General features: G+C 62.4%; 24 protein-coding genes. 16 read left to right on the top strand and 8 right to left on the bottom strand.

The window, feature by feature from the left end; translation table 11 throughout:
• Positions 1-8: 8 nt before the first annotated feature.
• The 9 genes from HMPREF3173_RS12500 to HMPREF3173_RS12460 all read left to right on the top strand — a co-directional run bounded on the left by HMPREF3173_RS12500 (position 9) and on the right by HMPREF3173_RS12460 (position 10,832).
• Entirely contained in the window at positions 9-1,931 is a 1,923-nt protein-coding gene (locus HMPREF3173_RS12500; RefSeq protein WP_070573459.1) for an extracellular solute-binding protein, read from the top strand.
• On the top strand, positions 1,928-2,986 hold the full coding sequence (locus HMPREF3173_RS12495) for a microcin C ABC transporter permease YejB (RefSeq protein WP_070573457.1): 1,059 nt from the start codon (positions 1,928-1,930) through the stop codon (positions 2,984-2,986). The genes HMPREF3173_RS12500 and HMPREF3173_RS12495 overlap by 4 nt, the downstream gene beginning before the upstream one ends.
• Positions 2,986-4,002, top strand: a complete 1,017-nt coding sequence (locus HMPREF3173_RS12490) for an ABC transporter permease (RefSeq protein WP_043214529.1) — start codon at positions 2,986-2,988, stop codon at positions 4,000-4,002. Before HMPREF3173_RS12495 ends, HMPREF3173_RS12490 begins: the two co-directional genes overlap by 1 nt.
• Positions 4,003-4,075: 73 nt before the next feature.
• Positions 4,076-5,470, top strand: coding sequence for a sigma-54 interaction domain-containing protein (locus tag HMPREF3173_RS12485; protein ID WP_070573455.1), 1,395 nt, complete (start codon positions 4,076-4,078; stop codon positions 5,468-5,470).
• A 277-nt stretch (positions 5,471-5,747) separates the two neighbouring features.
• A complete protein-coding gene (locus tag HMPREF3173_RS12480; protein WP_070573453.1) occupies positions 5,748-7,139 on the top strand; it encodes a GntP family permease in 1,392 nt (463 codons plus the stop codon).
• A 10-nt stretch (positions 7,140-7,149) separates the two neighbouring features.
• The gene (gene hbdH / locus HMPREF3173_RS12475; protein ID WP_070573451.1) at positions 7,150-7,920 is read left to right on the top strand and encodes a 3-hydroxybutyrate dehydrogenase; all 771 of its coding nucleotides are present in this window, start codon (positions 7,150-7,152) and stop codon (positions 7,918-7,920) included.
• 56 nt (positions 7,921-7,976) lie between these two features.
• The gene (gene eco / locus HMPREF3173_RS12470; protein ID WP_070573449.1) at positions 7,977-8,456 is read left to right on the top strand and encodes a serine protease inhibitor ecotin; all 480 of its coding nucleotides are present in this window, start codon (positions 7,977-7,979) and stop codon (positions 8,454-8,456) included.
• A 107-nt stretch (positions 8,457-8,563) separates the two neighbouring features.
• Positions 8,564-10,522: an acetoacetate--CoA ligase gene (locus HMPREF3173_RS12465; protein ID WP_070573447.1), complete on the top strand. Its 1,959-nt coding sequence runs from the start codon at positions 8,564-8,566 to the stop codon at positions 10,520-10,522.
• Positions 10,523-10,556: 34 nt separating this feature from the next.
• A complete protein-coding gene (locus tag HMPREF3173_RS12460; RefSeq protein ID WP_043211902.1) occupies positions 10,557-10,832 on the top strand; it encodes a peptidylprolyl isomerase in 276 nt (91 codons plus the stop codon).
• Between the two features lie 2 nt (positions 10,833-10,834).
• Here the strand turns inward: HMPREF3173_RS12460 and HMPREF3173_RS12455 are convergent, their stop codons facing one another.
• Positions 10,835-11,458, bottom strand: a complete 624-nt coding sequence (locus HMPREF3173_RS12455) for a LysE family translocator (protein WP_043211899.1) — start codon at positions 11,456-11,458, stop codon at positions 10,835-10,837.
• A 135-nt stretch (positions 11,459-11,593) separates the two neighbouring features.
• Here HMPREF3173_RS12455 and HMPREF3173_RS12450 point away from each other — a divergent pair, with 135 nt between their 5' ends.
• Together HMPREF3173_RS12450 and HMPREF3173_RS12445 are read left to right on the top strand one after the other, a co-directional pair.
• Entirely contained in the window at positions 11,594-12,424 is an 831-nt protein-coding gene (locus HMPREF3173_RS12450; protein WP_070573445.1) for an AraC family transcriptional regulator, read from the top strand.
• A 109-nt stretch (positions 12,425-12,533) separates the two neighbouring features.
• Positions 12,534-13,145, top strand: a complete 612-nt coding sequence (locus HMPREF3173_RS12445) for a LysE family translocator (RefSeq protein ID WP_070573444.1) — start codon at positions 12,534-12,536, stop codon at positions 13,143-13,145.
• Here HMPREF3173_RS12445 and HMPREF3173_RS12440 read toward each other — a convergent pair.
• Positions 13,123-13,818: a metallophosphoesterase gene (locus HMPREF3173_RS12440; RefSeq protein WP_070573442.1), complete on the bottom strand. Its 696-nt coding sequence runs from the start codon at positions 13,816-13,818 to the stop codon at positions 13,123-13,125. The two genes, HMPREF3173_RS12445 and HMPREF3173_RS12440, sit on opposite strands and share 23 nt — an antisense overlap.
• A gap of 78 nt (positions 13,819-13,896) precedes the next feature.
• Between HMPREF3173_RS12440 and HMPREF3173_RS12435 the strand changes: the two genes are divergently transcribed.
• The 3 genes from HMPREF3173_RS12435 to HMPREF3173_RS23965 all read left to right on the top strand — a co-directional run bounded on the left by HMPREF3173_RS12435 (position 13,897) and on the right by HMPREF3173_RS23965 (position 15,473).
• Entirely contained in the window at positions 13,897-14,409 is a 513-nt protein-coding gene (locus HMPREF3173_RS12435; protein WP_070573440.1) for a DUF3016 domain-containing protein, read from the top strand.
• Between the two features lie 81 nt (positions 14,410-14,490).
• The gene (locus tag HMPREF3173_RS12430; RefSeq protein WP_070573438.1) at positions 14,491-15,234 is read left to right on the top strand and encodes a carbon-nitrogen hydrolase family protein; all 744 of its coding nucleotides are present in this window, start codon (positions 14,491-14,493) and stop codon (positions 15,232-15,234) included.
• The gene (locus HMPREF3173_RS23965; RefSeq protein WP_083300027.1) at positions 15,231-15,473 is read left to right on the top strand and encodes a hypothetical protein; all 243 of its coding nucleotides are present in this window, start codon (positions 15,231-15,233) and stop codon (positions 15,471-15,473) included. The genes HMPREF3173_RS12430 and HMPREF3173_RS23965 overlap by 4 nt, the downstream gene beginning before the upstream one ends.
• Positions 15,474-15,479: 6 nt before the next feature.
• Here the strand turns inward: HMPREF3173_RS23965 and HMPREF3173_RS12425 are convergent, their stop codons facing one another.
• Positions 15,480-15,980 carry a methylated-DNA--[protein]-cysteine S-methyltransferase gene (locus tag HMPREF3173_RS12425; RefSeq protein ID WP_070573853.1) on the bottom strand — a complete coding sequence of 167 codons (501 nt, stop codon included), beginning with the start codon at positions 15,978-15,980 and terminating at the stop codon, positions 15,480-15,482.
• 286 nt (positions 15,981-16,266) lie between these two features.
• Here HMPREF3173_RS12425 and HMPREF3173_RS12420 point away from each other — a divergent pair, with 286 nt between their 5' ends.
• A complete protein-coding gene (locus HMPREF3173_RS12420) occupies positions 16,267-16,581 on the top strand; it encodes a hypothetical protein (RefSeq protein WP_139146849.1) in 315 nt (104 codons plus the stop codon).
• A 63-nt stretch (positions 16,582-16,644) separates the two neighbouring features.
• Here HMPREF3173_RS12420 and HMPREF3173_RS12415 read toward each other — a convergent pair whose 3' ends face one another.
• The 3 genes from HMPREF3173_RS12415 to HMPREF3173_RS12405 form a co-directional block, all read right to left on the bottom strand.
• Positions 16,645-16,971, bottom strand: a complete 327-nt coding sequence (locus tag HMPREF3173_RS12415) for a hypothetical protein (RefSeq protein ID WP_052352471.1) — start codon at positions 16,969-16,971, stop codon at positions 16,645-16,647.
• A gap of 129 nt (positions 16,972-17,100) precedes the next feature.
• Complete coding sequence (locus HMPREF3173_RS12410) at positions 17,101-17,316, bottom strand: hypothetical protein (RefSeq protein WP_070573434.1); 216 nt, start codon at positions 17,314-17,316, stop codon at positions 17,101-17,103.
• Positions 17,317-17,467: 151 nt separating this feature from the next.
• Entirely contained in the window at positions 17,468-17,773 is a 306-nt protein-coding gene (locus tag HMPREF3173_RS12405) for a hypothetical protein (protein WP_371906671.1), read from the bottom strand.
• A gap of 174 nt (positions 17,774-17,947) precedes the next feature.
• Between HMPREF3173_RS12405 and HMPREF3173_RS12400 the strand changes: the two genes are divergently transcribed.
• Positions 17,948-18,787 carry a lipopolysaccharide kinase InaA family protein gene (locus HMPREF3173_RS12400; RefSeq protein ID WP_070573432.1) on the top strand — a complete coding sequence of 280 codons (840 nt, stop codon included), beginning with the start codon at positions 17,948-17,950 and terminating at the stop codon, positions 18,785-18,787.
• Between the two features lie 301 nt (positions 18,788-19,088).
• Here HMPREF3173_RS12400 and HMPREF3173_RS12395 read toward each other — a convergent pair whose 3' ends face one another.
• Positions 19,089-19,457 (bottom strand): hypothetical protein, encoded by a 369-nt coding sequence (locus HMPREF3173_RS12395; protein ID WP_070573430.1) that lies wholly within the window; start codon positions 19,455-19,457, stop codon positions 19,089-19,091.
• 206 nt (positions 19,458-19,663) lie between these two features.
• Positions 19,664-19,921, bottom strand: a complete 258-nt coding sequence (locus HMPREF3173_RS12390) for a hypothetical protein (protein ID WP_070573428.1) — start codon at positions 19,919-19,921, stop codon at positions 19,664-19,666.
• Positions 19,922-21,009 lie beyond the last annotated feature (1,088 nt).

Here is a 21,009-nt window from a genome sequence, read left to right as displayed (position 1 = left end):
TCCCGGTGATGTCCTCTGTGGGCGCGGGCTTGCCCGCGAACGTCGTCCCGTCGGCAACCAGGTTGCCACCACGGACGCCTTCGCGGGCAAGCCTGCTCCTACAGTGCATGTGGGGTCTGCTCTTGCTGTGCACGGCACTCGCAGCCCACGCCGCCCCCACTCATGCACTCACTGCCTACGGTGAGGCCCCGCGTTATCCCGAATCCTTCCGCCACTTCGACTACGTCAACCCCGATGCCCCCAAGGGTGGCAGCCTGCGGCGTTCAGCCCTGGAGATCGGGCAGTTCGACCATGTCCTGCCGTACATCGACAAAGGCATCGGCGTCAGCGAAGTCGATGGCTGGCTGTATGCGCCCCTGGCGGAGCGCTCATTCGATGAGCCCTACACCGTCTATGGTTTGATTGCTCGGCGCATGGAGCGTGGTCCACAGGACGCCTGGCTGCGCGTTGAGATCGATCCGCGCGCGACGTTCGCCGATGGCAAGCCGGTGCGCGCCGAGGACGTGCGCTTTACCTTCGACCTGCTGATGAAAAAAGGCAGCCTGCGCTATCGCACCCAGTTCGCCGAGGTCACCCAGGTCACGATCGAGGGTCCGCGGCAGGTGCGTTTCGATTTCAAACAACCCCATGGCCGCACCTTGGCCCTGGACCTCGCCACCCTGCCGGTGCTGCCCGAGCACGACTGGCAGCACCGCGATTTCACCAACGGCGCTGGCTTCGACAGCCCCGTCGGCAGCGGGCCCTACCGCATCGGCCGGATCGACAACGGCCGCAGCATCACGTTCGAGCGCGACCCCACCTGGTGGGCCGCCAACCTGCCGACCAGTCGAGGCCGCTACAATTTCCAAAGCATCCGCATCGAGTACTTCGGCGACACCGAGGTCGCCCGCCAGGTCTTGCGCGGCGGCGGGTTCGACTACAACCGCGAGTTCTCCGCCACGGCCTTCACCTTGGGCTACAAGGGCGACGCGCTGGACGATGGGCGCCTGCAACGCGCCCACCTCGGCCCGTCCAAGCCTCAGACGGCCCAGGGCTTCGTGTTCAACCTGAAGCAGCCGATGTTCCAGGATCGGCGCGTGCGCCAGGCATTGGCCATGCTCTGGGACTTCGAATGGAGCAACCGGCAGATGATGCGCAACCTGTACATCCGTCAGCAAAGCGTGTTCTCCAATACCCCGCTGGCCGCCCGCGCCTTGCCCGACGCCCAGGAACTGAGACTGCTCGAACCGTTGCGCGGCCAAATTCCCGATGAAGTCTTCAGCCAGGTCTATACCGCGCCGGTCACCGACGGTTCGGGCATCATCCGCCCCCAACAGCTGCAGGCCCTGGCCCTGCTCGAGGCCGCCGGCTGGCGCCCCGACGGTGATCGGTTGGTGAACGCCAATGGTGAGCCGCTGAGCTTCACCTTTCTCAATGGCCAGTCGGGGCTCGAACGCCTGCTGCTGCCCTGGAAACGCAACCTGGCGCAGATCGGCATCACCCTGAACATCCGCAATGTCGACTCCGCCCAGTACGTCAACCGCCTGATGGCCCGCGACTACGACATGATCGTCACCGGCTATCCGGTCACGCTCTCCCCGGGCAGCGAGTTGTACAACTACTTCGGCTCGGCCTCGGCCGAAGACCCCGGGTCGAACAATTTCATGGTGCTGCGCGACCCGGCCGTCGATACCCTGCTCGACGGCCTCGTGCGGGCCGACACCCAGCCCGACATGCTGCGCCACGCCCATGCTCTGGACCGGGTGCTGCAATGGAACTACTACTGGATTCCCAACTACTACCCACCGGGCAGTTCGACCGTCTGGTGGAACCGCTTCGGCCTGCCCAAGGTCCAGCCGGCCTACGATGAAGGCCTGGATACTTGGTGGGAGATCAGCCCGACGCCGCTGACCAACGCACAGATGGCCGAGCGCCAGAAGGCCAGCCCATGACGGCCTATATCCTGCGTCGCCTGTTGCTGATCATTCCGACTTTGCTGGCGATCCTGCTGGTCAACTTCGTGATCGTCCAGGCCGCCCCCGGTGGGCCGGTGGAACAGGCCGTGGCGCGTCTGCAAGGTATCGGTGGCAGCACGCCGGGGGCGCGGGTCGAGACTGTGCATGGCGAGTCCCGCGCAAGCCGCGGCCTGGACCCCAAGCTCATCGAAGAGATCAAGCGCCAGTACGGCTTCGACAAGTCGGCCCCCGAGCGCCTGTGGCTGATGCTGGGCCAATACGCCCGGCTGGACTTCGGCCAAAGCTTCTTCCGCGGCGCCAAGGTCACCGACCTGATTCTCGACAAACTGCCAGTGACGATCTCGCTAGGCCTGTGGGCCACCTTGATCACTTACCTGGTGTCGATACCGCTGGGTATCCGCAAGGCCGTGCGCCACGGTAGCCGCTTCGATGCCTGGAGCAGCGCGTTGATCGTCATCGGCTATGCCCTGCCCTCGTTCCTGTTCGCCTTGCTGTTGATCGTGCTGTTCGCCGGGGGCACCTCGCTGAACTGGTTCCCGGTGCGCGGGCTGGTCTCGGAGAACTTCGACCAGCTCAGCCTGCTGGGCAAGGTCGCCGACTATTTCTGGCACTTGGTGCTGCCGGTCGGGGCGTTGGTGATCGGCGGCTTCGCCACCCTCACTTTGCTGACCAAGAATGCCTTTCTCGACGAGATCTCCCGCCAGTACGTGATCACCGCGCGGGCCAAGGGCCTGAGCGAGCGCCGGGTGCTGTACGGGCATGTACTGCGCAACGCCATGCTGCTGGTGCTGGCCGGGCTGCCCCAGGCGTTGATCACGGTGTTCTTCGCCGGCTCCTTGCTGATCGAGGTGATCTTCTCCCTCGATGGCCTGGGCCGACTGAGCTATGAGGCCGCGGTCTCGCGGGATTATCCGGTGGTGTTCGGCACCCTGTTCATCTTCACCCTGGCAGGGCTGTTGATTCGCTTGATCGGTGACCTGAGCTATACCGTGCTCGACCCGCGCATCGACTTCGACGCGAGGGGCCGCTGATGTTCTCGCCCGTCGCGCTTCGTCGTTGGCGCTGTTTCCGGCGCAATCGCCTGGGTTGGTGCTCGCTGTGGCTGTTCGCCGCTATCCTGGTGCTCAGCCTGGGCGCGGAACTGGTGGCCAACGACAAACCGCTGCTGCTCGTCTACAAAGGCGAGCTGTACACGCCGGCACTCAAGCGTTACACCGAGCAACAGTTCGGTGGCCAGTTGCCGTTCCAGCCCGATTACCGCAGCGCTTACGTACGCCAGTTGATCGCAGGCCAGGGCGGCTGGATGCTGTTCGCGCCGATCCCTTTCAGTGCCGACACGCCCAACTACGACCTGCAGGTGCCTACCCCCAGCCCGCCCAGCACCAGCAACTGGCTCGGCACCGACGATCAAGGGCGCGATGTGCTCGCCAGGGTGCTGTACGGCACACGGGTATCGCTGTTGTTCGCCTTCGCCTTGACCGTGCTCAGCGTACTGATCGGCATTGCCGCTGGGGCCGTGCAGGGGTACTACGGTGGCTGGGTGGATTTGTTGGGCCAGCGTTTGCTGGAGGTCTGGTCGGGTTTGCCGGTGCTGTACCTGTTGATCATCCTCAGTGGCTTTGTCGAGCCGGACTTCTGGTGGCTCCTGGGGATCATGGCGCTGTTTTCCTGGCTGACCTTGGTGGATGTGGTACGCGCCGAATTCCTGCGCGGGCGCAACCTGGAGTACGTCAAGGCCGCGCGTGCCCTGGGGCTGTCGGACGGGCAAGTGATGCTCAGGCATATTCTGCCCAACGCGATGACGGCCACGCTCACCTACGTGCCGTTCATGCTCACCGGGGCTATCACCACCCTCACCGCCCTGGATTTTCTCGGCTTCGGCATGCCGGCGGGCAGCGCTTCGCTGGGGGAGCTGGTGACCCAGGGCAAGCAGCATCTGGAGGCGCCATGGCTGGGCTTTACCGCATTCTTTGCCCTGGCGTTGATCCTATCGTTGCTGGTGTTCATTGGCGATGCGCTGCGTGAGGCGTTCGATCCACGGGCCTAGCGGTCGATGGGTCTTCGCCAGTCTGGCCGACAGTCGTCATAATCACCGCCACTGCATTTCAAAGGCCCAGCCCATGCAAGAAAGCGACAGCCTCAAGGACTATCCCCAGGTTCGGCAACTGGCGATCCGCTCGCTGTTCGAGATCATCGAGCAGTCCAGCGAAGGCACGGTGATCGTCGATCGCCAGGCACGGATCGTCTGGATGAACGAGCGCTACGCCCGGCGTTTCGGCCTGCCCGATGCGGCCAGCGCCATTGGCCAGCCCTGCGAGGCGGTGATCCCGGGCAGCCTGATGCGTGATGTGGTGAGCAATGGCCGGCCGATCCTGCTGGACATGCTCGACACACCCAACGAGCCGCTGGTGGTGATGCGCCTGCCCATCCATGACGATCGCGACGAGCTGATCGGCGCCATCGGCTTTGCCCTGTTCGATGAACTGCGCAGCCTCTCCCCGCTGCTCAAGCGCTACGCGAGCATGCAGCAGGAACTGGCCTCGACCCGCTCGCAACTGCGCGCACGCCAGGCCAAATACAGCTTCGCCCAGTTCGTCGGCACCAGCGCCGCGAGCCTGGAGGCCAAGCGCAGGGCGCGCCGTGGTGCAGGCAGCGATTCCCCGGTATTGCTACTGGGCGAAACCGGCACCGGCAAGGAGCTGCTGGCCCACGCCATCCATGCTGCCTCGGCCCGGGCGCACAAGGCGTTCGTCAGCATCAACAGCGCGGCCATTCCCGAAACGCTGCTGGAGGCCGAATTCTTCGGCACCGCTCCTGGCGCCTTTACCGGGGCCGACCGCAAGGGGCGCAGCGGCAAGCTGCAATTGGCCGAGGGCGGTACGCTGTTTCTCGACGAGATCGGCGATATGCCATTGGCCCTGCAAAGCAAGCTGCTGCGGGTGTTGCAGGAGAAGGAATACGAACCGGTCGGCTCAAACCAGATGCTGCGCAGCGACGTACGCATCATTGCCGCCACCTCCATCGATCTGCAGGCGGCCATGGCCAGCGGCGCATTCCGTGCCGACTTGTATTACCGGCTCAACGTGCTGCCCATCGAAGTGCCGCCCCTGCGCGAGCGCCTGGACGATCTGCCGGCGCTGTGCGAGGCAATCCTGGCCGAGCTTGGCACTCAGTACGAGCTCGAGCCCGACGCCCAGGCATTGCTGGCACGCCACGCCTGGCCCGGCAATATCCGTGAACTGCGCAATGTGCTGGAGCGTGCGACGCTGCTGGCGGATCAGCCGCGCCTGGGGGTGGACGATGTGCGCTCGGCGCTAGGGCCGTTGAGCCCCGTCGCGCCGACGGGTGCAGTACCTCAGGGGTATCGGGAGGCGTGCGAGGCATTCGAGCGCAAATTGATCGCCGATGCCCTGGCCAGTTGCGCCGGGAATGTGCCGCAGGCCGCGAAGGCGCTGGGGTTGGGGCGGTCTACGCTGTACAAGAAGATGATCGCCTTGGGGGTTCAGTCTCTGTAAAGAGACCAAGGTCTCCAACTAGAGACATTGTTGTAGGACCGTTTTTGCGGTCCATTGCAGGCTTCGCCAGTGCCTGCAGAGAGAGACGAAGCGCCACCTGTTGTGGGCGTTGGAAAAGCCTGCGATAGGCTGCGCAGCAGCCCCAACCGTCTCGATACTGAGACACCTGCAGGCAATAATTCGCTAAAACCCTTACAAATCAATACGTTACAAATCTGGCACGAATCCCGCTATCTCCTCGGTCAACCATAAAAACAACGACTTGGAGACACCCTCGATGACTGTGCTCATCGCCCTCGCTGCCCTGGCCCTATTGATGTTGGCCGCCTATCGCGGCTACAGCGTCATCCTCTTCGCCCCCATCGCCGCCCTCGGCGCCGTCCTGCTCACCGACCCTGCGGCTGTGGCCCCGACCTTCACGGGCGTGTTCATGGAGAAGATGGTCGGCTTCATCAAGTTGTACTTCCCGGTGTTCTTGCTCGGTGCTGTGTTCGGCAAGCTGATCGAGCTCTCCGGCTTCTCGCGCTCGATCGTCGCCGCCGCCATTGGCTTACTGGGCACACGCCAGGCCATGCTGGTGATCGTTCTGGTGTGCGCGCTGCTCACCTACGGCGGCGTGTCGTTGTTCGTGGTGGTGTTCGCGGTGTACCCGTTCGCGGCCGAGATGTTCCGTCAGAGCAACATTCCCAAACGCCTGATTCCGGCGACCATCGCCTTAGGCGCGTTCTCTTTCACCATGGACGCCCTGCCCGGCACCCCGCAGATCCAGAACATCATTCCCAGCACCTTTTTCAACACCACGGCCTGGGCCGCGCCCTGGCTGGGGCTGATCGGCACACTGTTCGTGTTCAGCGTCGGCATGCTTTACCTGCGCCGCCAGCGCAACAAGGCACAGCGCGCCGGCGAAGGCTATGGCAATGACCTGCGCAACGAACCGGAAACCGCCGACGACCTGGCCCTGCCCAACCCTTGGCTGGCGTTGTCGCCTTTGGTGATGGTGGGCGTGATGAACCTGGTGTTCACCCACTGGATTCCTCACTGGTATGGCGCCACGCATACGTTGCAGCTGCCAGGCATGAGTGCGCCGGTGCAAAGCGATGTGGCCAAGCTCACCGCGATCTGGGCAGTGCAGGCGGCCTTGCTGGTGGGCATCCTGATGGTGCTGGTATGCGCCTTCGGCGCCATCCGCCAACGCTTGGCCGAGGGCACCAAGAGCGCCGTCAGCGGTGCGCTGTTGGCGGCCATGAATACCGCCTCGGAGTATGGCTTCGGCGCGGTGATCGCCTCGCTACCGGGCTTTCTGGTATTGGCCGATGCCCTGCGCGCCATCCCCAATCCGCTGGTCAATGAGGCTGTGACCGTCACCTTGCTCGCCGGCATCACCGGCTCCGCCTCCGGAGGCATGAGCATCGCCCTGGCGGCCATGAGCGAAAGCTTCATCGCCGCAGCCCACGCCGCGAACATCCCGCTGGAGGTCCTGCACCGTGTGGCCGCCATGGCCAGCGGCGGCATGGATACCCTGCCGCACAACGGCGCGGTGATCACCTTGCTGGCGGTCACCGGGCTGACCCACCGCGAGGCCTACAAGGACATTTTCGGTATTACCCTGATCAAGACCCTGGCGGTTTTCGTGGTCATCGCCACCTTCTACGCCACCGGCATCGTCTAAGGAGAACTGCATGACGCTCAAAGGCAAGACAGCACTGGTCACCGGCTCCACCAGCGGCATTGGCCTGGGTATCGCCCAGGTGCTGGCCGGCGCTGGGGCGAACATCCTGCTCAATGGCTTCGGCGACCCGGCCCCGGCACTCGCCGAAATCGCCCGCCACGGGGTCAAGGTGATCCACCACCCTGCGGACCTGTCCGACGTGGCCCAGATCGAGGCGCTGTTCGCCCTGGCCGAGCGCGAGTTCGGTGGCGTGGACATCCTGGTCAACAACGCGGGCATCCAGCACGTGGCGCCGGTGGAGCAGTTCCCCGTGCAGACCTGGGACAAGATCATCGCGCTGAACCTTTCGGCTGTCTTCCACGGCACCCGCCTGGCCTTGCCGGGCATGCGTGCGCGGGGCTGGGGGCGGATCGTCAACATCGCCTCGGTACACGGCCTTGTGGGGTCCATCGGCAAGGCCGCCTACGTGGCTGCCAAGCACGGTGTGGTTGGCCTGACCAAAGTCGTGGGCCTGGAAACGGCCACCAGCAACGTGACCTGCAACGCCATCTGCCCCGGCTGGGTACTGACCCCTCTGGTGCAGAAACAGATCGACGACCGCGCCGCAGCCGGTGTCGACCCTCAGCAAGCGCAACACGATCTTTTGGCCGAAAAGCAGCCTTCCGTGGCATTTGTAACGCCCCAGCACTTGGGAGAGCTGGTATTGTTCCTGTGCAGCGAGGCCGGTAGCCAGGTCCGTGGCGCCGCCTGGAACGTCGATGGCGGTTGGCTGGCCCAGTGAGGGGCAGCCGGGATCTGGCGCGGTCTTGCATTCGTTTTCAATTGCAAGGAGGCCCTATGCGCCCATTCCCACTGACCGCGATTCTTTCCCTGACCCTGGCCGCCGCCGCGCCTGTGATGGCTGCCGGGCTCAAGGACGTCGCACCCTACCCTGGGGCGGAAAAAGGCTTCACCCGGCAGGTCATCCACCTGCCGGCCCAGGCCGACGAGTCGGCCTATCAGCTGGAAATCCTCGCCGGCAAGACCCTTACCGTCGACTGCAACCGCCAGCGCCTGGCCGGCAGCCTCGAGGAACACAACCTCGAAGGCTGGGGCTACAGCTACTACCGGCTGGAAAAGGTCGGCGGCCCCGCCAGCACCCTGATGGCCTGCCCGGACGGCAAGAAGACCGAGGCCTTCGTGCCGGTGGTCGGTGAAGGCTTCATGCTGCGTTACAACAGCAAGCTGCCGGTCGTGCTGTATGTACCCAAGGACATCGAAGTGCGTTATCGCGTCTGGTCCGCATCGCCAGACGTACAAAAGGCTAAAGTGGAGTAAAAGCCACCCGGGCTGCGCATCATCACTTTAGCTAGCGCAACCCTGTAGGAGCAGGTTCGCCCGTTCCTACAGGGCTCTGGATTCCATCGAAAGTGGGAGGTTTCGGCATGAATGATGTGCTCTGGCGCCCCTCCACGGCGCAGATCCAGGCCAGCCGGATGGACGCCTTCCGCCGCCAGGTAAACCTGCGCTACAACCTCCAGCTCAATGACTACGCCGCGCTGCACCGATGGAGCATCGAGCAACGCCCGGCCTTCTGGCAGACCCTTGCCGACTATTTCCATGTCCAGTGGCACACCCCACCCGCCCAGACCCTCAGCGAAGGTCCACAGATGCCTGATGCGCACTGGTTCCCCGGTGCCACCTTGAACTACGCCGAACACCTGCTGATGCGGCGCGATGACCGCCCCGCCGTGGTCGCCGTACGCGAGGACGGCCAGCGCCAGGTGCTGAGCCACGCACAATTGGCGGCCCATGTGGCTGGCATGCAGAAAGCCCTGCAGGCCCTGGGCATCCAGGCCGGCGACCGGGTCGCTTCGGTGATGCCCAACACCTGGGAAACCTTGGTCGCCATGCTCGCCTGCACCAGCCTCGGCGCGATCTGGTCCAGTTCGTCACCCGAGTTCGGCCTTCACGGCATCATCGACCGCTTCGGTCAGATCGCCCCAAAGCTTCTGATCGCCTGCGCCGGCTACCAGTACGCCGGCAAGACCATCGACCAAGTCGAAAAGATCAACCAGGTCACCGCCCAACTGCCTCAGCTCGAACACCTGCTGGTGGTGCCCTACACCCGCTCGCACACCCGCCGCGAAGAGTTCGTTGCCCCGCGCGTCAGCCTGTGGGGCGACTTCTACCAACCCGGTGGTGAACCGCGCTTTACCGCCCTGCCGTTCGACCACCCGCTGTACATCCTCTACTCCAGTGGCACCACCGGCGTGCCCAAGTGCATCGTCCACCGCACCGGCGGCGTATTGCTGCAACACCTGAAGGAGCACGGCCTGCACAACGACCTCAAGGCCGACGACGTCTTGTTCTACTACACCACTTGCGGGTGGATGATGTGGAACTGGCTGGCCAGCGGCCTGGCGGTCGGCGCCACCCTGGTGCTGTACGATGGCTCGCCCTTCCACCCAGGCCCACAGCGTCTGCTCGACCTGATCGACGCCGAACGCATCCACGCCTTCGGCACCAGCGCCAAATACCTGGCCGCCCTGGAACAGGAAGGCCTCGACCCTGCCAAAAGCCATCGCCTGAACAGCCTGCGCCTGATCATGTCCACCGGCTCACCGCTCTCGCCCCACAGCTACGACTACGTTTACCGCAAGATCAAACCCGACCTGTGCCTGGCTTCGATGTCTGGCGGCACCGACATCGTCTCGTGCTTCGTGCTCGGCAACCCCGTGCTGCCGGTACGCCGTGGCGAGATCCAGTGCAAGGGCCTGGGCATGGCTGTGGAGGTGTGGAACGAGCACGGCCAGCCCGTGATCGGCGAGAAAGGCGAGCTGGTCTGTACTCGCAACTTCCCGTCCATGCCAGTGGGCTTCTGGGGTGACAACGACGGCAGCCGCTACCACGATGCCTACTTCAGTCAGTACCCCGGCGTCTGGGCCCAGGGCGATTACGCCGAGCAGAACGCTGAGGGCGGCATGATCATTCATGGCCGTTCGGACGCTGTGCTCAACCCCGGCGGTGTGCGCATCGGCACGGCGGAAATCTACCGCCAGGTGGAAAAGGTCGAGGAAGTGGTCGAAAGCGTCGCCATCGGCCAGGACTGGCACAACGACGTGCGCGTAGTCCTGTTCGTGCGCCTGCGCGAGGGGCTGCAACTGGACGATGCCCTACGCCAGCACATTCGCCAGGTGATCCGTCAATACACCACGCCCCGTCATGTTCCGGCCGTGATCGTTCAGGTCACCGACATCCCGCGCACCATCAGCGGCAAGCTAGTGGAGCTGGCGATCCGCAACGTGGTCCATGGCCTGCCGGTGAAGAACACCGACGCCCTGGCCAACCCCGAAGCCCTGGCGCAATTCCGAGACCGCGCAGAGCTGCGCGATCAGGCATAATGGCGCCCTTTTTTGCCCGAAGCACAGGTGTCCCATGAAAGCCCAAGCCCGCCACATCCTGGTCAAGACCGCTGCCGAAGCCGAACAGCTCAAGCAACGGATCGCCAAGGGCGAAGCCTTCGACGTGCTGGCCAAGAAATTCTCCACCTGCCCCTCGGGCAAACGCGGGGGCGACCTGGGCGAAGTCCGCCCAGGTCAGTTGGTGGGCGCCATCGACCAGGTGATCTTCAAGAAGGCCCTGCGCGTGGTGCATGGGCCGATCAAAACCAAGTTTGGGTATCACTTGGTGCAGACGTTCTATCGCGACTGACCTCAGCGCCGCGCCGCCAAAAGCCCCAACCCCGCACACCCCAACAACGACGCACTGACCCGGTTGAACACTCGGCGCGGCCCTGGGCGCTCGAACCAGCGCTGCATGTACGCCCCAAGGCCCGCATAGATGGCGATCGCCGCCCATTCCAGCAGCAGGAACATCACGCCCAACCAGAGGAATTGCTCGGCGACCGGCATGGCACTGCCCACCGAGACGAACTGCGGCAGGAATGCGGTGAAGATCAGGATGGCTTTCGGGTTGCCCGCTGCCACCCAGAACTCCTGACGGGCCAGGCGCCAGGTACCACGTGGATGGTCACTCGCCACGACCGCCTCACCCACCGGCGCCCGCCACAGCTGCCAGGCGATGTAGAACAGGTACGCTGCGCCCAGCACCTTGATGATCAGGAACAGGTATTCGCTGGTGTGCAACACCACCGCCAGGCCCATGGCAGCCAGGGCGATCATGCCGCTGAAGGCGAGCAACCGGCCGATGCCGGCCATGCAGGCGGTGCGCAGGCCATAGCGGCTGGCGTTGTGCAGCGACAACAGGTTGTTGGGGCCCGGCGCCATGTTCAGGGCGAAACAGGCGGGGATGAACAGCAGCAAGCTCGACAGGTCCATTTTTCTTCTCCTTCAGGACCTCGGCAGCCTCGCGCCGGGTGTGCATTGCGTCAAGTACAGTGGCGCAGTGAATGGCCGGAACAGTGGCCAGCAGTTTAGACTGCGTGCTCCGGCACTCGGCGAAGCAGGCCCTGCATGACCCTCTCGAACAGCGAAATCTGGCGCGACCCGGCCCTGCCCTTCGTGGAAAGCCGGCGCGCCTGCCATAGCCGCGCCTGCTACAAGGCCCATAGCCATCCGACGTTCTCCATCGGTGCGGTAGATGCCGGCCTCAGCTGGTTCACCGGCGCGGGCGACGGCCAGACGCGCCTGACGCCCGGCACCTTGGTACTGGTCCCGGCGCAGCGGGTGCATGCCTGCAATCCCGAGTCAGGCCAGGCCTGGAGCTATCAGATGGTGCATGTGGATGCGCAGTGGCTGGGACGCCTGCGACTGGAGTCAGGCGTTGGCGCTGCCGAGCCTGGAGCGCCTGCGCGTATCACGCGTTCGGCTGAGGTGTATCGGCAGTTCTGCCAGCTCAATGCATTGTTGTTTTCCGACGCGGATACATCGCAGAAGGAAGCCGCGTTGGTGGCCTTCATCGGTGACCACGACTTTGCTGCGCATGCGACGCTGGATGCTGCCCCGCCCCCTGCCTTGAGCGCCCCCGCCCTGCGCGAGCTGATTGCCATGCTGCAGACGTGCGAGCTGGCAGAAATCAGCCTGGAGCATCTGGCCGGGCGCGTTGGATTGGGTCGTTACCAACTGATCCGGGCGTTCCGGGCCGCGACGGGGCTCACACCACACGCCTACCTGCTCAATGAGCGGGTCAACCGGGCGCGGGGGTTGCTCGGTCAAGGCCAGGACCTTGCACAGGTTGCTTATCGCCTGGGCTTTGCCGACCAGAGCCATTTCCAGCGGGTGTTCAAGGCGCACGCGGGTATGACCCCTGGACAATATCGACACGGCGCCGGAGCGCGCGGGTAAACCCGCCCACCCGCTCCGCGCTCTGGAGCACACGCCGCGCAATTATCTTCAATACCGCCCAAAGCTTGAGACGACAGACTGCGGCTTTCCTTGCCACAGAAGCCTACCCATGGAGCAATTTCTCGTCGTCGCCGCTGCCCATTTCCTGGCCCTGCTCTCCCCGGGCCCCGATTTCTTCCTCGTCGCTCGCGCCTCGGCCACCGCCGGCTGGCGTACCGCGAGCGGTGCTTGCCTGGGGATCGCCCTGGCCAATGGCGTGTTCATCGCCACAGCCTTTACCGGCGTCTCCGTTCTGCAGGAGGACAGCGCGCTGTTCATCGCCTTGCAACTGGCCGGGTGTGCCTACTTGCTTTACATCGGCGGGCTGTTCCTGCGCCATGCCGGACGCAGCAACCTGCAATCGGCCGAGGTCGGTGTTGGCCATGGTTGGGTACAAAACCTGGGAATGGGCTTCACCTCGGGCATCCTCAACCCGAAGAACGCCCTGTTCTATGCAAGCCTGGCAAGCATGCTCGCCGCCAGCAGTGCAGGCTGGAAGCTCGCCTATGGTGTGTGGATGTTCACGATCGTGCTGGGCTGGGACCTGCTGGTGGCGGTGGCCATCGGCAATCGACGGGTGCTGCGGCGCTTCGCCCAGGTCTTGCCGTGGCTGGAGCGTGCTTCGGGTGTGCTGTTGATCCTGCTGGCCAGCGCGGTGCTCATGCGCCTGGCCTGGGGTTGATCACGCTCAGCGTCCTGAGGTCCACCACACTGAAAAAGCCGCTGGCCCAGCCGCCGGTGTCCAGGTGCCAGACGTTGCCCAACTGCTTGACCCGCAGCACTGGGGTATGGCCGACCAGCAAGGCGCGCAAGCCACCGACCGGCTCGGTGTCGCCCTCACGCAGGCGTCGACGCGACCATTGGCAGACTTCTCGGACTTCAGGATCGTCCATAGCCTCTAGAAAAGCCTTGAGCGTCGACCATTCGGGAAATGGGCTATCGGCATGCAAGAGGCCGATCAGTCCAAGCGACGTCTGCACCTCGATCGCCAATGGCATCTGCGCGAAGCCTTCGACGTAGCGTTGTTGTTCGGCACGAGGAAGGTCGAGAAACCAGCCCCCGCCTGCAGAGCGGTACATCTCCAGATCGACTCTGCCACCGCGCAGGTGGGCGATGGCGAGCGCCTCGTGGTTGCCCTGTACCGCGTGGAACCAGGGTTGCGCCAGCCAGTCCAGCGCCTGCTCGCTGGCCGGCCCCCGGTCCACCAGATCGCCCACGCTGAACAGTCGATCCACTTCAGGATCGAAACCCACCTCGTCCAGGCATCGCTGCAAGCGGTCGAAATGGCCATGGATGTCGCCCACGGCCAGATCGCGGCCACGGGTATTTGCAGTCACCCGCCGAAAACGGCTCATTGTTTCCACCCTCTGCTGCTGTCCCAGCGGCAGGCGTAAAATGGAGGGGCGATCCGTCTGTGCCCGTGGAGGTGCATCATGCGTACCACCCTCTCCTATGTCTTGATGCTGCTGGCCTCCAACAGCATGGCACAAGGCGCACCAACCGCGCAGGTGGACGTGCATTTCGATCATCCCGAGCAGTTCCGGGATGCGAGCCTCGATAGCCACGGCTACGAACGGGGCGCGGATGCGTATGTCATGAAGGCCCTCACCGAGCATCTGCACAGGCTCGGCCAGCGCTATCTGCAACCTGGGCAGCAACTGCGCATCGATGTGCGCGACATCGACCTGGCAGGGCGCTTCGAGCCGTGGCACAGCCGGGCCTACGATGTGCGCTTCATGCGCGAGATCACTTGGCCCAGCATCGACCTGAGCTACACCCTCGTCCAGCCCGGGCAACCGGAACAACACGCCCAGGAGCGCGTCAGCGACAAGATGTACCTCAGCCGCCCCGGCCACCAGGCCAGCAGCAGCGATCGCCTGTATGCGGAAAAAGCCATGCTCACCGACTGGTTCCGTCAGCGCTTCGCCCCGCACCCGGCCTCCTGAATCACTTCAGCGCGGGGTGGCCTGGGCGGGCTGGCCGATAGTATTCTCAGCCTTCCCGCTTTCTCCATGGATGGAATCGCCATGAAACTGTGTGCTGTACAACTGGCCTCCGGCAAGGGCGACCTGCCGGGCAACCTGGACCGTCACCGCTACTGCGTCGAGCAGGCAGTCGCACGCGGGGCGGAGCTGGTGGTATTCCCCGAGCTGTCCTTGAGCGGCTATGAACCCACCCTGGCCCAACAATTGGCGCAACCATCGGACACCTCCCTGCTCGATTCGCTGCAAGCGCTCTGTGACCGCCATGACATCGCGGTGGCCGTCGGTCTACCGTTGCTGGCTCCCACCGGGATTTGCATTGGCATGCCCATCCTGCGCCCTGGCGCCCCGCCCCACTTCTATGCCAAACAACGCCTGCACAATGATGAGCTGCCATTCTTCATCGCTGGCGAGCATCCGTTGGTGTTCACGGTGGGCAACCAGCGCATCGCACCGGCCATCTGCTACGAATCGATGTTCATCGAGCATGCCGAGCAGGCTCGTTCGGCAGGGGCAGACATCTATATGGTCAGCGTGGCCAAGACAACCAAGGGCATAGACGAAGGCTTTCGGCATTACCCAGACGTTGCCCGGCGTCTGGGCATGCCGGTGTTGCTCGCCAACTGTGTAGGGCCGGCCGATACCTTCGTCGGCGCCGGCCATACCGCGGCCTGGGACTGCCAAGGGAATCTCTTGGCAGCATTGGATGAGCACGCCCAGGGACTGGTGCTGCTGGACACCACGTCGATGACTGCCCAAGCCATAACCTTGGGCGCGCTGGCGGCATGAAGTACTTAGCCACGGCGCTGGCCTGCTACGCCTGCACTCATTATCTGGTCGGTCTGTTGATTCATGGCCGAGTGGCCGAGATGGCCGAAGGACTACGCCACCGACCGGACGCCCCTACACCTGGCGAGTTCCTGCGAGAAACACAACCCTACGCCCGGCGTGCTCATCGGCAGTACAGCCTGATGGTCGGGACGGCGGCAGCGGTGATTGGTTGCCTGATCGTCCTCTGGGTGAGTTGAACGGGCTCAAAGATCCAGCGCGAGGCTCTTTCGTCCTTCCAGGGCCAACAGGTACTGTTTGGCCTGCAGCCCACCGGCGAAGCCGGTCAGACCGCCAGATGCGCCGATCACCCGGTGGCACGGAGCGATGATCGAAATCGGGTTGCGCCCGTTGGCCGCTCCCACTGCCCGCACGGCGCTTGGGTTGCCGATCTGCCGGGCAATATCGCTGTAGCTGCGGGTCTGCCCGAAGGGGATGGTCAGCAGAGCGGCCCAGACCTGGCGCTGGAAGTCCGTGCCGACAAAATCAAGCGGCAGCTCGAAACCCTGACGGCTGCCGGCAAAGTACTCGCCTAACTGCCGAGCTGTCTCCCGTAGCGTCGGATGTCCATCGTCCCGGTGCAGCGCGCCCAGACGCACACGGTTTTCCCGCTCCTGCTCCCACAACACCGCAGCCAGGCAATCGCCTCGGGCGACCAGCGTGAGGGTCCCAACGGGAGACTGTATGAAGGTAAAGGCGCAGGACATCGGAGCTGCTCGCTTGAAAAAACCGGTGCAAGGCACTCTACCCTTCGAGGCTGCTTGGTGCATCAGCTTTCTTGCCTTGGAATTACCGCTGGACGGGTTACGCGGTTATCTGTAATGACATCAGACAATTACAAACCCCGATGGCCGCTGCCTGAAAACTGGCACATACCAAAGTAATAGCTATTCTGGGTTAAACATCGCGTTTGTTGTTGCAGGGTCATCGGCAGAAAGGCGCCCTGGCCCAAGGCAAACCGAAACCCACCGTATGCCGACAGACGTGGCCGCCATGGCTGAGTTTCTGCGTCAATGCTGGTTTCTGCTACTAAGCCTCTACCAGACCATCCAAAGCCATGGCCTGACCGGTTGCGTGGTCGCATTCATCCTGGCGTTGCTGATGAGCAAGATCGGTAGCAGGCTTACCGGACGCACCGAGCGTCTGGGCACCCTGCCAAGCGGTGAATCGCACGTGCCGCCCGGTCCGGCCATTGAAGGCACGCTCAGTGCCTGGATCGGTCGCGTGGTGGGGACGCTGCTACAAATAGCGGCGGGCGTGCTGTTTCTGGTCACCGTGATCGCCACGGTGAATGTGCTGTTGTACTGACATGCGTGACGGGACGTCACCGTCTGCCCTAAAACGGTGACGCTCCCAATGCGCTAGGACCACTCAACGCCCCCCGCAGACCGCTACGACTGCGGGCTTGCTGGCGCGCCCACCGGACTGCAATGCCGGGTCGCTTGCCACCCTCCTGGCGCGTCCGACACCCCAGGCCAGCGCACGGGTCATCGATTCGCCTGGACGCGAGTCGAACGCCTCCTCATGCAAGGCCATGCCGGACGGTGCGTAAAGGCCGATGAACATTTGCGTCGCACCGGTTCGTGACAATCGAACCTGCACGTCAATACACGAACCGCTGTCGAGCGTTTCGTCATGCGTTCGATGATGAAGAGTGGGGTCTGCCCAAGACCAGAACACGTCACCGCGAATTCTCATGCCGCCTCCTACGACTTTAGTCTTATGTGTGTTGGTAGTGGCACCATAGCGGATGGTTGCCAGCACGCAACCACGTGCGACTGGTCAAGGGTGAGAATCGGACAACCGGTGCTGCACCTGCCGTGAAGGTCAGGAAGAGTCCGGGGTTTTGTCGCTGCCCGGTTCGAGCAACGATTCGGCGAACGCCATCCAATCCTCGAAGGCTTTGCGGTGCGCCTGGCACATCCCTTTCCACTCGGCGCCGCCCACACGACCATAGGCGATCTGGTTCATGGTCGAGGAGGTCAAGGAATCGAGTTCTCTCAAAAGGTGGTAGGCACGGTAGCGCTTTTCTCTTTCAGGCATGGCTTTGTCTTCCAGCGGTGCACGACAGGGCAATACGAAGCCTTATGTAATGGATTTGACGGCTTCCTGGGTCTGGACCTCCAACGGCTCGAAAAGGTTCGCGCCGCGTTGTGAGCCACCCGTCAAGAGCCAGTATCGCACTTGTCACGGCTCACGTCCGGGTGCGAATCACGCCACTGATGGCCCAGCCGGCGAACACGAAAAAGGCATCGAGATAGAACAGCCCTGCATAGTTGGGTAGCAATGCTCCGCCAGTGGTTTGCAAAGGAGGAGCAGCGACGGCATGAATGCCGTTGGGGACCACTGCCAGCAGCACCAGGGCTGCATAGGTGGCGAGCCGAAGCGCATTCGTTCGCTCAGTGGAAGCCTCGGCCATTTTCAATCCGAAATAGGCGATAACAGCCGCCACTGGCAGAACCCAGATATGCGTTGGCAGGCTGAAGAACACTTCGGCCATCAAGCTTTTCGTTTCCACGGATACAACACCTTGTCGTTGAACGGCCGGATTATCCATGGCCTGGCTGGGTTGTGGCTAGACAGGTAAAACCAAGGTGTTCCAGGGATAGGAAAAATGTGAAAGAAATGTGAAAATCGAAAATTGATAGCCTATTGACACCATCAAGGAAGAAGCGTGTTACGCAATGCTCAGTTTTGTTTCAACGAGTTCTGCCACAGCGTGAAACATCAGCGCACGACGCTGTATTTTCGATCACCCGTCCCGTCATCCACTCGACAAGCGCTGATACGCCTGATTGAGCAACCCTCTGGCGCCAAACGGATGAGCGCCCCGCTCGAATGCACCGATAGCGCGTTGTTCTTCAAGCGCGAGCCGCTTGATTCGCTCAAGAAAAAGTGGCGCATGGAACGTTTCACGGCCAAACGCAATGGCATGTACGACTGGCCGCTGGAAGAGCTGATCAACACCCGCGAGGCATCCCGTCGCGGCGCCCGGGTTCCGCCTTTGATTGGCTACGGCTTCAGTCGTTGCAAGCTGGGCCTGATGAAGGACTTTTTCATCATCAGCCGATCCCTGGCCAACCATATCGATGGCATGGCGCTCATCCGGGCCAACCCACAAGCCGTTCGCACCGTCATCGAGGCCACCGCCGAGCTGTTGCATGAATTACACAGCCACGGCATCTCCCACATGGACCTATGGGCGGCTAACGTCATGCTGCCCTTGCACGGCTCTGGGCCCGCCCAGGCGATCGATCTGGAAAACGGCTTCTTCACACCGACTGCATACTTCAGTGAAACCCTGGGCTTTCAGTTTGGCTTCCTGTATCTGCGCCATATCTATCGCTACATCACAGAATCGGCTTTTGACGACCTCGTAGCGCAATGCCTTGAGAAGTACTTTCCACACGTGGACCGCAAGGCATTTGACCAGACCTATGGAGTTGCCAAGCATCAGGTGATTGATCGACTGGAGCGCCGGGCGATTTTCACCAAAGGTATAGTGACGCGCTAAGTTACTGCCAGGCCTGTGTGATGACTGCCCCACCTTTTGACGGCCGATGGTTTGGATCTTTCCCCGGACCTGGGTAATGGGATACCCAGGTTCATTGAACGAACAGTCCCTACGGTCTGCGCTTGAAATAGACGTACAGAGCCATTAGGTCGATGGCCAGTACGATCGAGACCACCACGACAGTGAAATAGATCTCCTCCCGAAGCATCGCGCAGCCCCCACGGCAAGGTGTGTTCGAGAAGGAGCAATTCGCATTCCAAGTCCGCCGGACACTCGCTTGAAAAATCAGGAGCCGCTTAGGCTATGGCTTCGGATGCTCACTGGACACCGCATTGTTAGCGTCCACATCCTTCATCTCTTGCTCTACCGGAGCATCGTCGTCCGCCGCCAGCGGTATTGAATCGCTGCTTCGCGGCGCGGCGCCGCTCTGCTTTTCGTCGACTTTCGCCGTGTCGTCATCCTGCGCAGCCCCAACACCTTGGCCAGTCCCAGGGTCGCCAGGGGGAGGATTCCAATCTTCAGGCCGGTTATCCGACCATGCTTCGCCCACCTCTTGCTTGGGCTCAGATTTGGCCTTCTCCAAACCCGATCCATGGCCTTCTCCCGAGTCGGGAACGCTGTTGGAAACAGGTGGACGTGTCACGTCTGGATCGTTGCTTTCGATTGCCATGGTCATTCTCCCGTTGGCGCACAGGAAGCCTGTGCCTAAAACTGAGAATGATCGGTGCGCATAGAGTGCCCCGCGTTAGACGAGTGGCTTCAACCACGTTCGGTCCCACGGATCACTGTGTAGGTACCTAATATTGTCGTGGGGCCAACGTGTCGCATCTGGCGGCACACCGTATTGGGTTGCCCGGCGACCGCCCGACGACCGCGTTACCCTCGGATCGCCTGCAGCCGCTCCCGGCCAACCTCTGTAATCGCATGCTCCCCTTCATCGCTGATGCGATAACGACCGGACACCATCTTGGTAATGGAGAACCTGACCAGCCCGCTCTTGGAAAGCGCTTCACCCGCTTCGAAGCTCATGGCCTGCTCTAGATCGAAGATCTTTATCTCTCCAATCTTGTAGCGGGCAAACGCTACCAGGGCAGCATCCAATTCTGTTTGATTGATCTTTCGAGCGACTTCCATTCGACCCTCCAGGTCATGAGCGCCCCGGTCCATGGGCGTGAACGCAACGAACCGGGTGGTCTGTTGAAGGCGGACCGTACTACGGCCCGGCGGAGGTCGCTACTGGCTTTCCATCCATGCTGGATGGGCGGGAAGGTTGTCAGAGCGCCCTGCCGCCTGAGCTAAGGAAAAACGGTGCATGGTCGCGCTGAGATGATTGAAGAACGCTGTCGCCAAGCAGCACGGTTTCTAAATCAGAGATCGGCAGGAAAGCGCAACGGTCGTCGGTGTGACCGGCTCCGCCCATCAGGGCCACGTCCACTGGTCAGCCTCGGGGCAGACGTCATGCAATTAGGGATTTACTGGTGATCAAGCCCTCTGGCTCACCAATAAACCGCCTATAGAGGGAGGCCCATCATGAGACCTCTGAACAAACTGGCGCAGCAGCGGCGCCACCAACTGCATGTCCACATGCCGCCCAGTGGATTGAAGGAGGATGCTCATGGCAATGGACCAGACACCCCATTACCGCCCATAACGCGAGAACTCGACCAAGCTGGTGGAAGAAAACCCACGTGGCTGGGAAGACCAAGACATTGATGCTTGAGAGAAGAATCGCCTCGCCTGATCAACGACGGCGCTTTGCTGCCGACTCGCCAGCGGTTATGCAAAGCGCCTTGGGTCACCAGGCATCAGTCGGGCCGATTTGTACAACAACCGACTGAAGTACAACAAAAAAAGCTATAAGCGGCATTTTCACTGCCTTGTTTGTCATAATCACCCCCATAAAATGTGAAAATATCTATACACTTGGCTTCCTTTTGTATAGGTATTGGCGCAATACTGCCGACACTGAGAAGCGCTTTTGAGCTCTCCAAGATGCCGGCATGGAGCCCTACCCCCGTTCCCCTACCTGTGAGGCTCCCAAGATGTCTATACAACGCATACCTGTCGAACCTCAAAGGCCCCATGGTTGCCGCAGCTGCCGGGATAATTCACACATCGGTTTCGACTTCACGATGGCGTTCCAACCCATTGTCGATACGAGTAACAACAGCGTTTTTGCTTATGAATCCCTAGGGAAGGTCTGAAGTAACCCTGTATTTCCG

It is taken from the genome of Pseudomonas sp. HMSC08G10 (assembly GCF_001808425.1).
Lineage (GTDB): Bacteria > Pseudomonadota > Gammaproteobacteria > Pseudomonadales > Pseudomonadaceae > Aquipseudomonas > Aquipseudomonas guariconensis.
This window is presented reverse-complemented; position numbering and strand designations above follow the sequence as displayed.

Coding starts and splice junctions, on each gene's coding strand:
- HMPREF3173_RS12420 (WP_139146849.1), top strand. CDS start 16,267: ATGGCTGAGTTTCTGCGTCAATGCTGGTTTCTGCTACTAAGCCTCTAC.
- HMPREF3173_RS12490 (WP_043214529.1), top strand. CDS start 2,986: ATGTTCTCGCCCGTCGCGCTTCGTCGTTGGCGCTGTTTCCGGCGCAAT.
- HMPREF3173_RS12500 (WP_070573459.1), top strand. CDS start 9: ATGTCCTCTGTGGGCGCGGGCTTGCCCGCGAACGTCGTCCCGTCGGCA.
- HMPREF3173_RS12495 (WP_070573457.1), top strand. CDS start 1,928: ATGACGGCCTATATCCTGCGTCGCCTGTTGCTGATCATTCCGACTTTG.
- HMPREF3173_RS23965 (WP_083300027.1), top strand. CDS start 15,231: ATGAAGTACTTAGCCACGGCGCTGGCCTGCTACGCCTGCACTCATTAT.
- HMPREF3173_RS12455 (WP_043211899.1), bottom strand. CDS start 11,458: ATGGACCTGTCGAGCTTGCTGCTGTTCATCCCCGCCTGTTTCGCCCTG.
- HMPREF3173_RS12450 (WP_070573445.1), top strand. CDS start 11,594: ATGACCCTCTCGAACAGCGAAATCTGGCGCGACCCGGCCCTGCCCTTC.
- HMPREF3173_RS12395 (WP_070573430.1), bottom strand. CDS start 19,457: ATGGCAATCGAAAGCAACGATCCAGACGTGACACGTCCACCTGTTTCC.
- eco (WP_070573449.1), top strand. CDS start 7,977: ATGCGCCCATTCCCACTGACCGCGATTCTTTCCCTGACCCTGGCCGCC.
- HMPREF3173_RS12460 (WP_043211902.1), top strand. CDS start 10,557: ATGAAAGCCCAAGCCCGCCACATCCTGGTCAAGACCGCTGCCGAAGCC.
- HMPREF3173_RS12465 (WP_070573447.1), top strand. CDS start 8,564: ATGAATGATGTGCTCTGGCGCCCCTCCACGGCGCAGATCCAGGCCAGC.
- HMPREF3173_RS12430 (WP_070573438.1), top strand. CDS start 14,491: ATGAAACTGTGTGCTGTACAACTGGCCTCCGGCAAGGGCGACCTGCCG.
- HMPREF3173_RS12485 (WP_070573455.1), top strand. CDS start 4,076: ATGCAAGAAAGCGACAGCCTCAAGGACTATCCCCAGGTTCGGCAACTG.
- HMPREF3173_RS12480 (WP_070573453.1), top strand. CDS start 5,748: ATGACTGTGCTCATCGCCCTCGCTGCCCTGGCCCTATTGATGTTGGCC.
- HMPREF3173_RS12425 (WP_070573853.1), bottom strand. CDS start 15,980: ATGTCCTGCGCCTTTACCTTCATACAGTCTCCCGTTGGGACCCTCACG.
- HMPREF3173_RS12440 (WP_070573442.1), bottom strand. CDS start 13,818: ATGAGCCGTTTTCGGCGGGTGACTGCAAATACCCGTGGCCGCGATCTG.
- HMPREF3173_RS12390 (WP_070573428.1), bottom strand. CDS start 19,921: ATGGAAGTCGCTCGAAAGATCAATCAAACAGAATTGGATGCTGCCCTG.
- HMPREF3173_RS12405 (WP_371906671.1), bottom strand. CDS start 17,773: ATGGCCGAAGTGTTCTTCAGCCTGCCAACGCATATCTGGGTTCTGCCA.
- HMPREF3173_RS12435 (WP_070573440.1), top strand. CDS start 13,897: ATGCGTACCACCCTCTCCTATGTCTTGATGCTGCTGGCCTCCAACAGC.
- HMPREF3173_RS12445 (WP_070573444.1), top strand. CDS start 12,534: ATGGAGCAATTTCTCGTCGTCGCCGCTGCCCATTTCCTGGCCCTGCTC.
- hbdH (WP_070573451.1), top strand. CDS start 7,150: ATGACGCTCAAAGGCAAGACAGCACTGGTCACCGGCTCCACCAGCGGC.
- HMPREF3173_RS12410 (WP_070573434.1), bottom strand. CDS start 17,316: ATGCCTGAAAGAGAAAAGCGCTACCGTGCCTACCACCTTTTGAGAGAA.
- HMPREF3173_RS12415 (WP_052352471.1), bottom strand. CDS start 16,971: ATGAGAATTCGCGGTGACGTGTTCTGGTCTTGGGCAGACCCCACTCTT.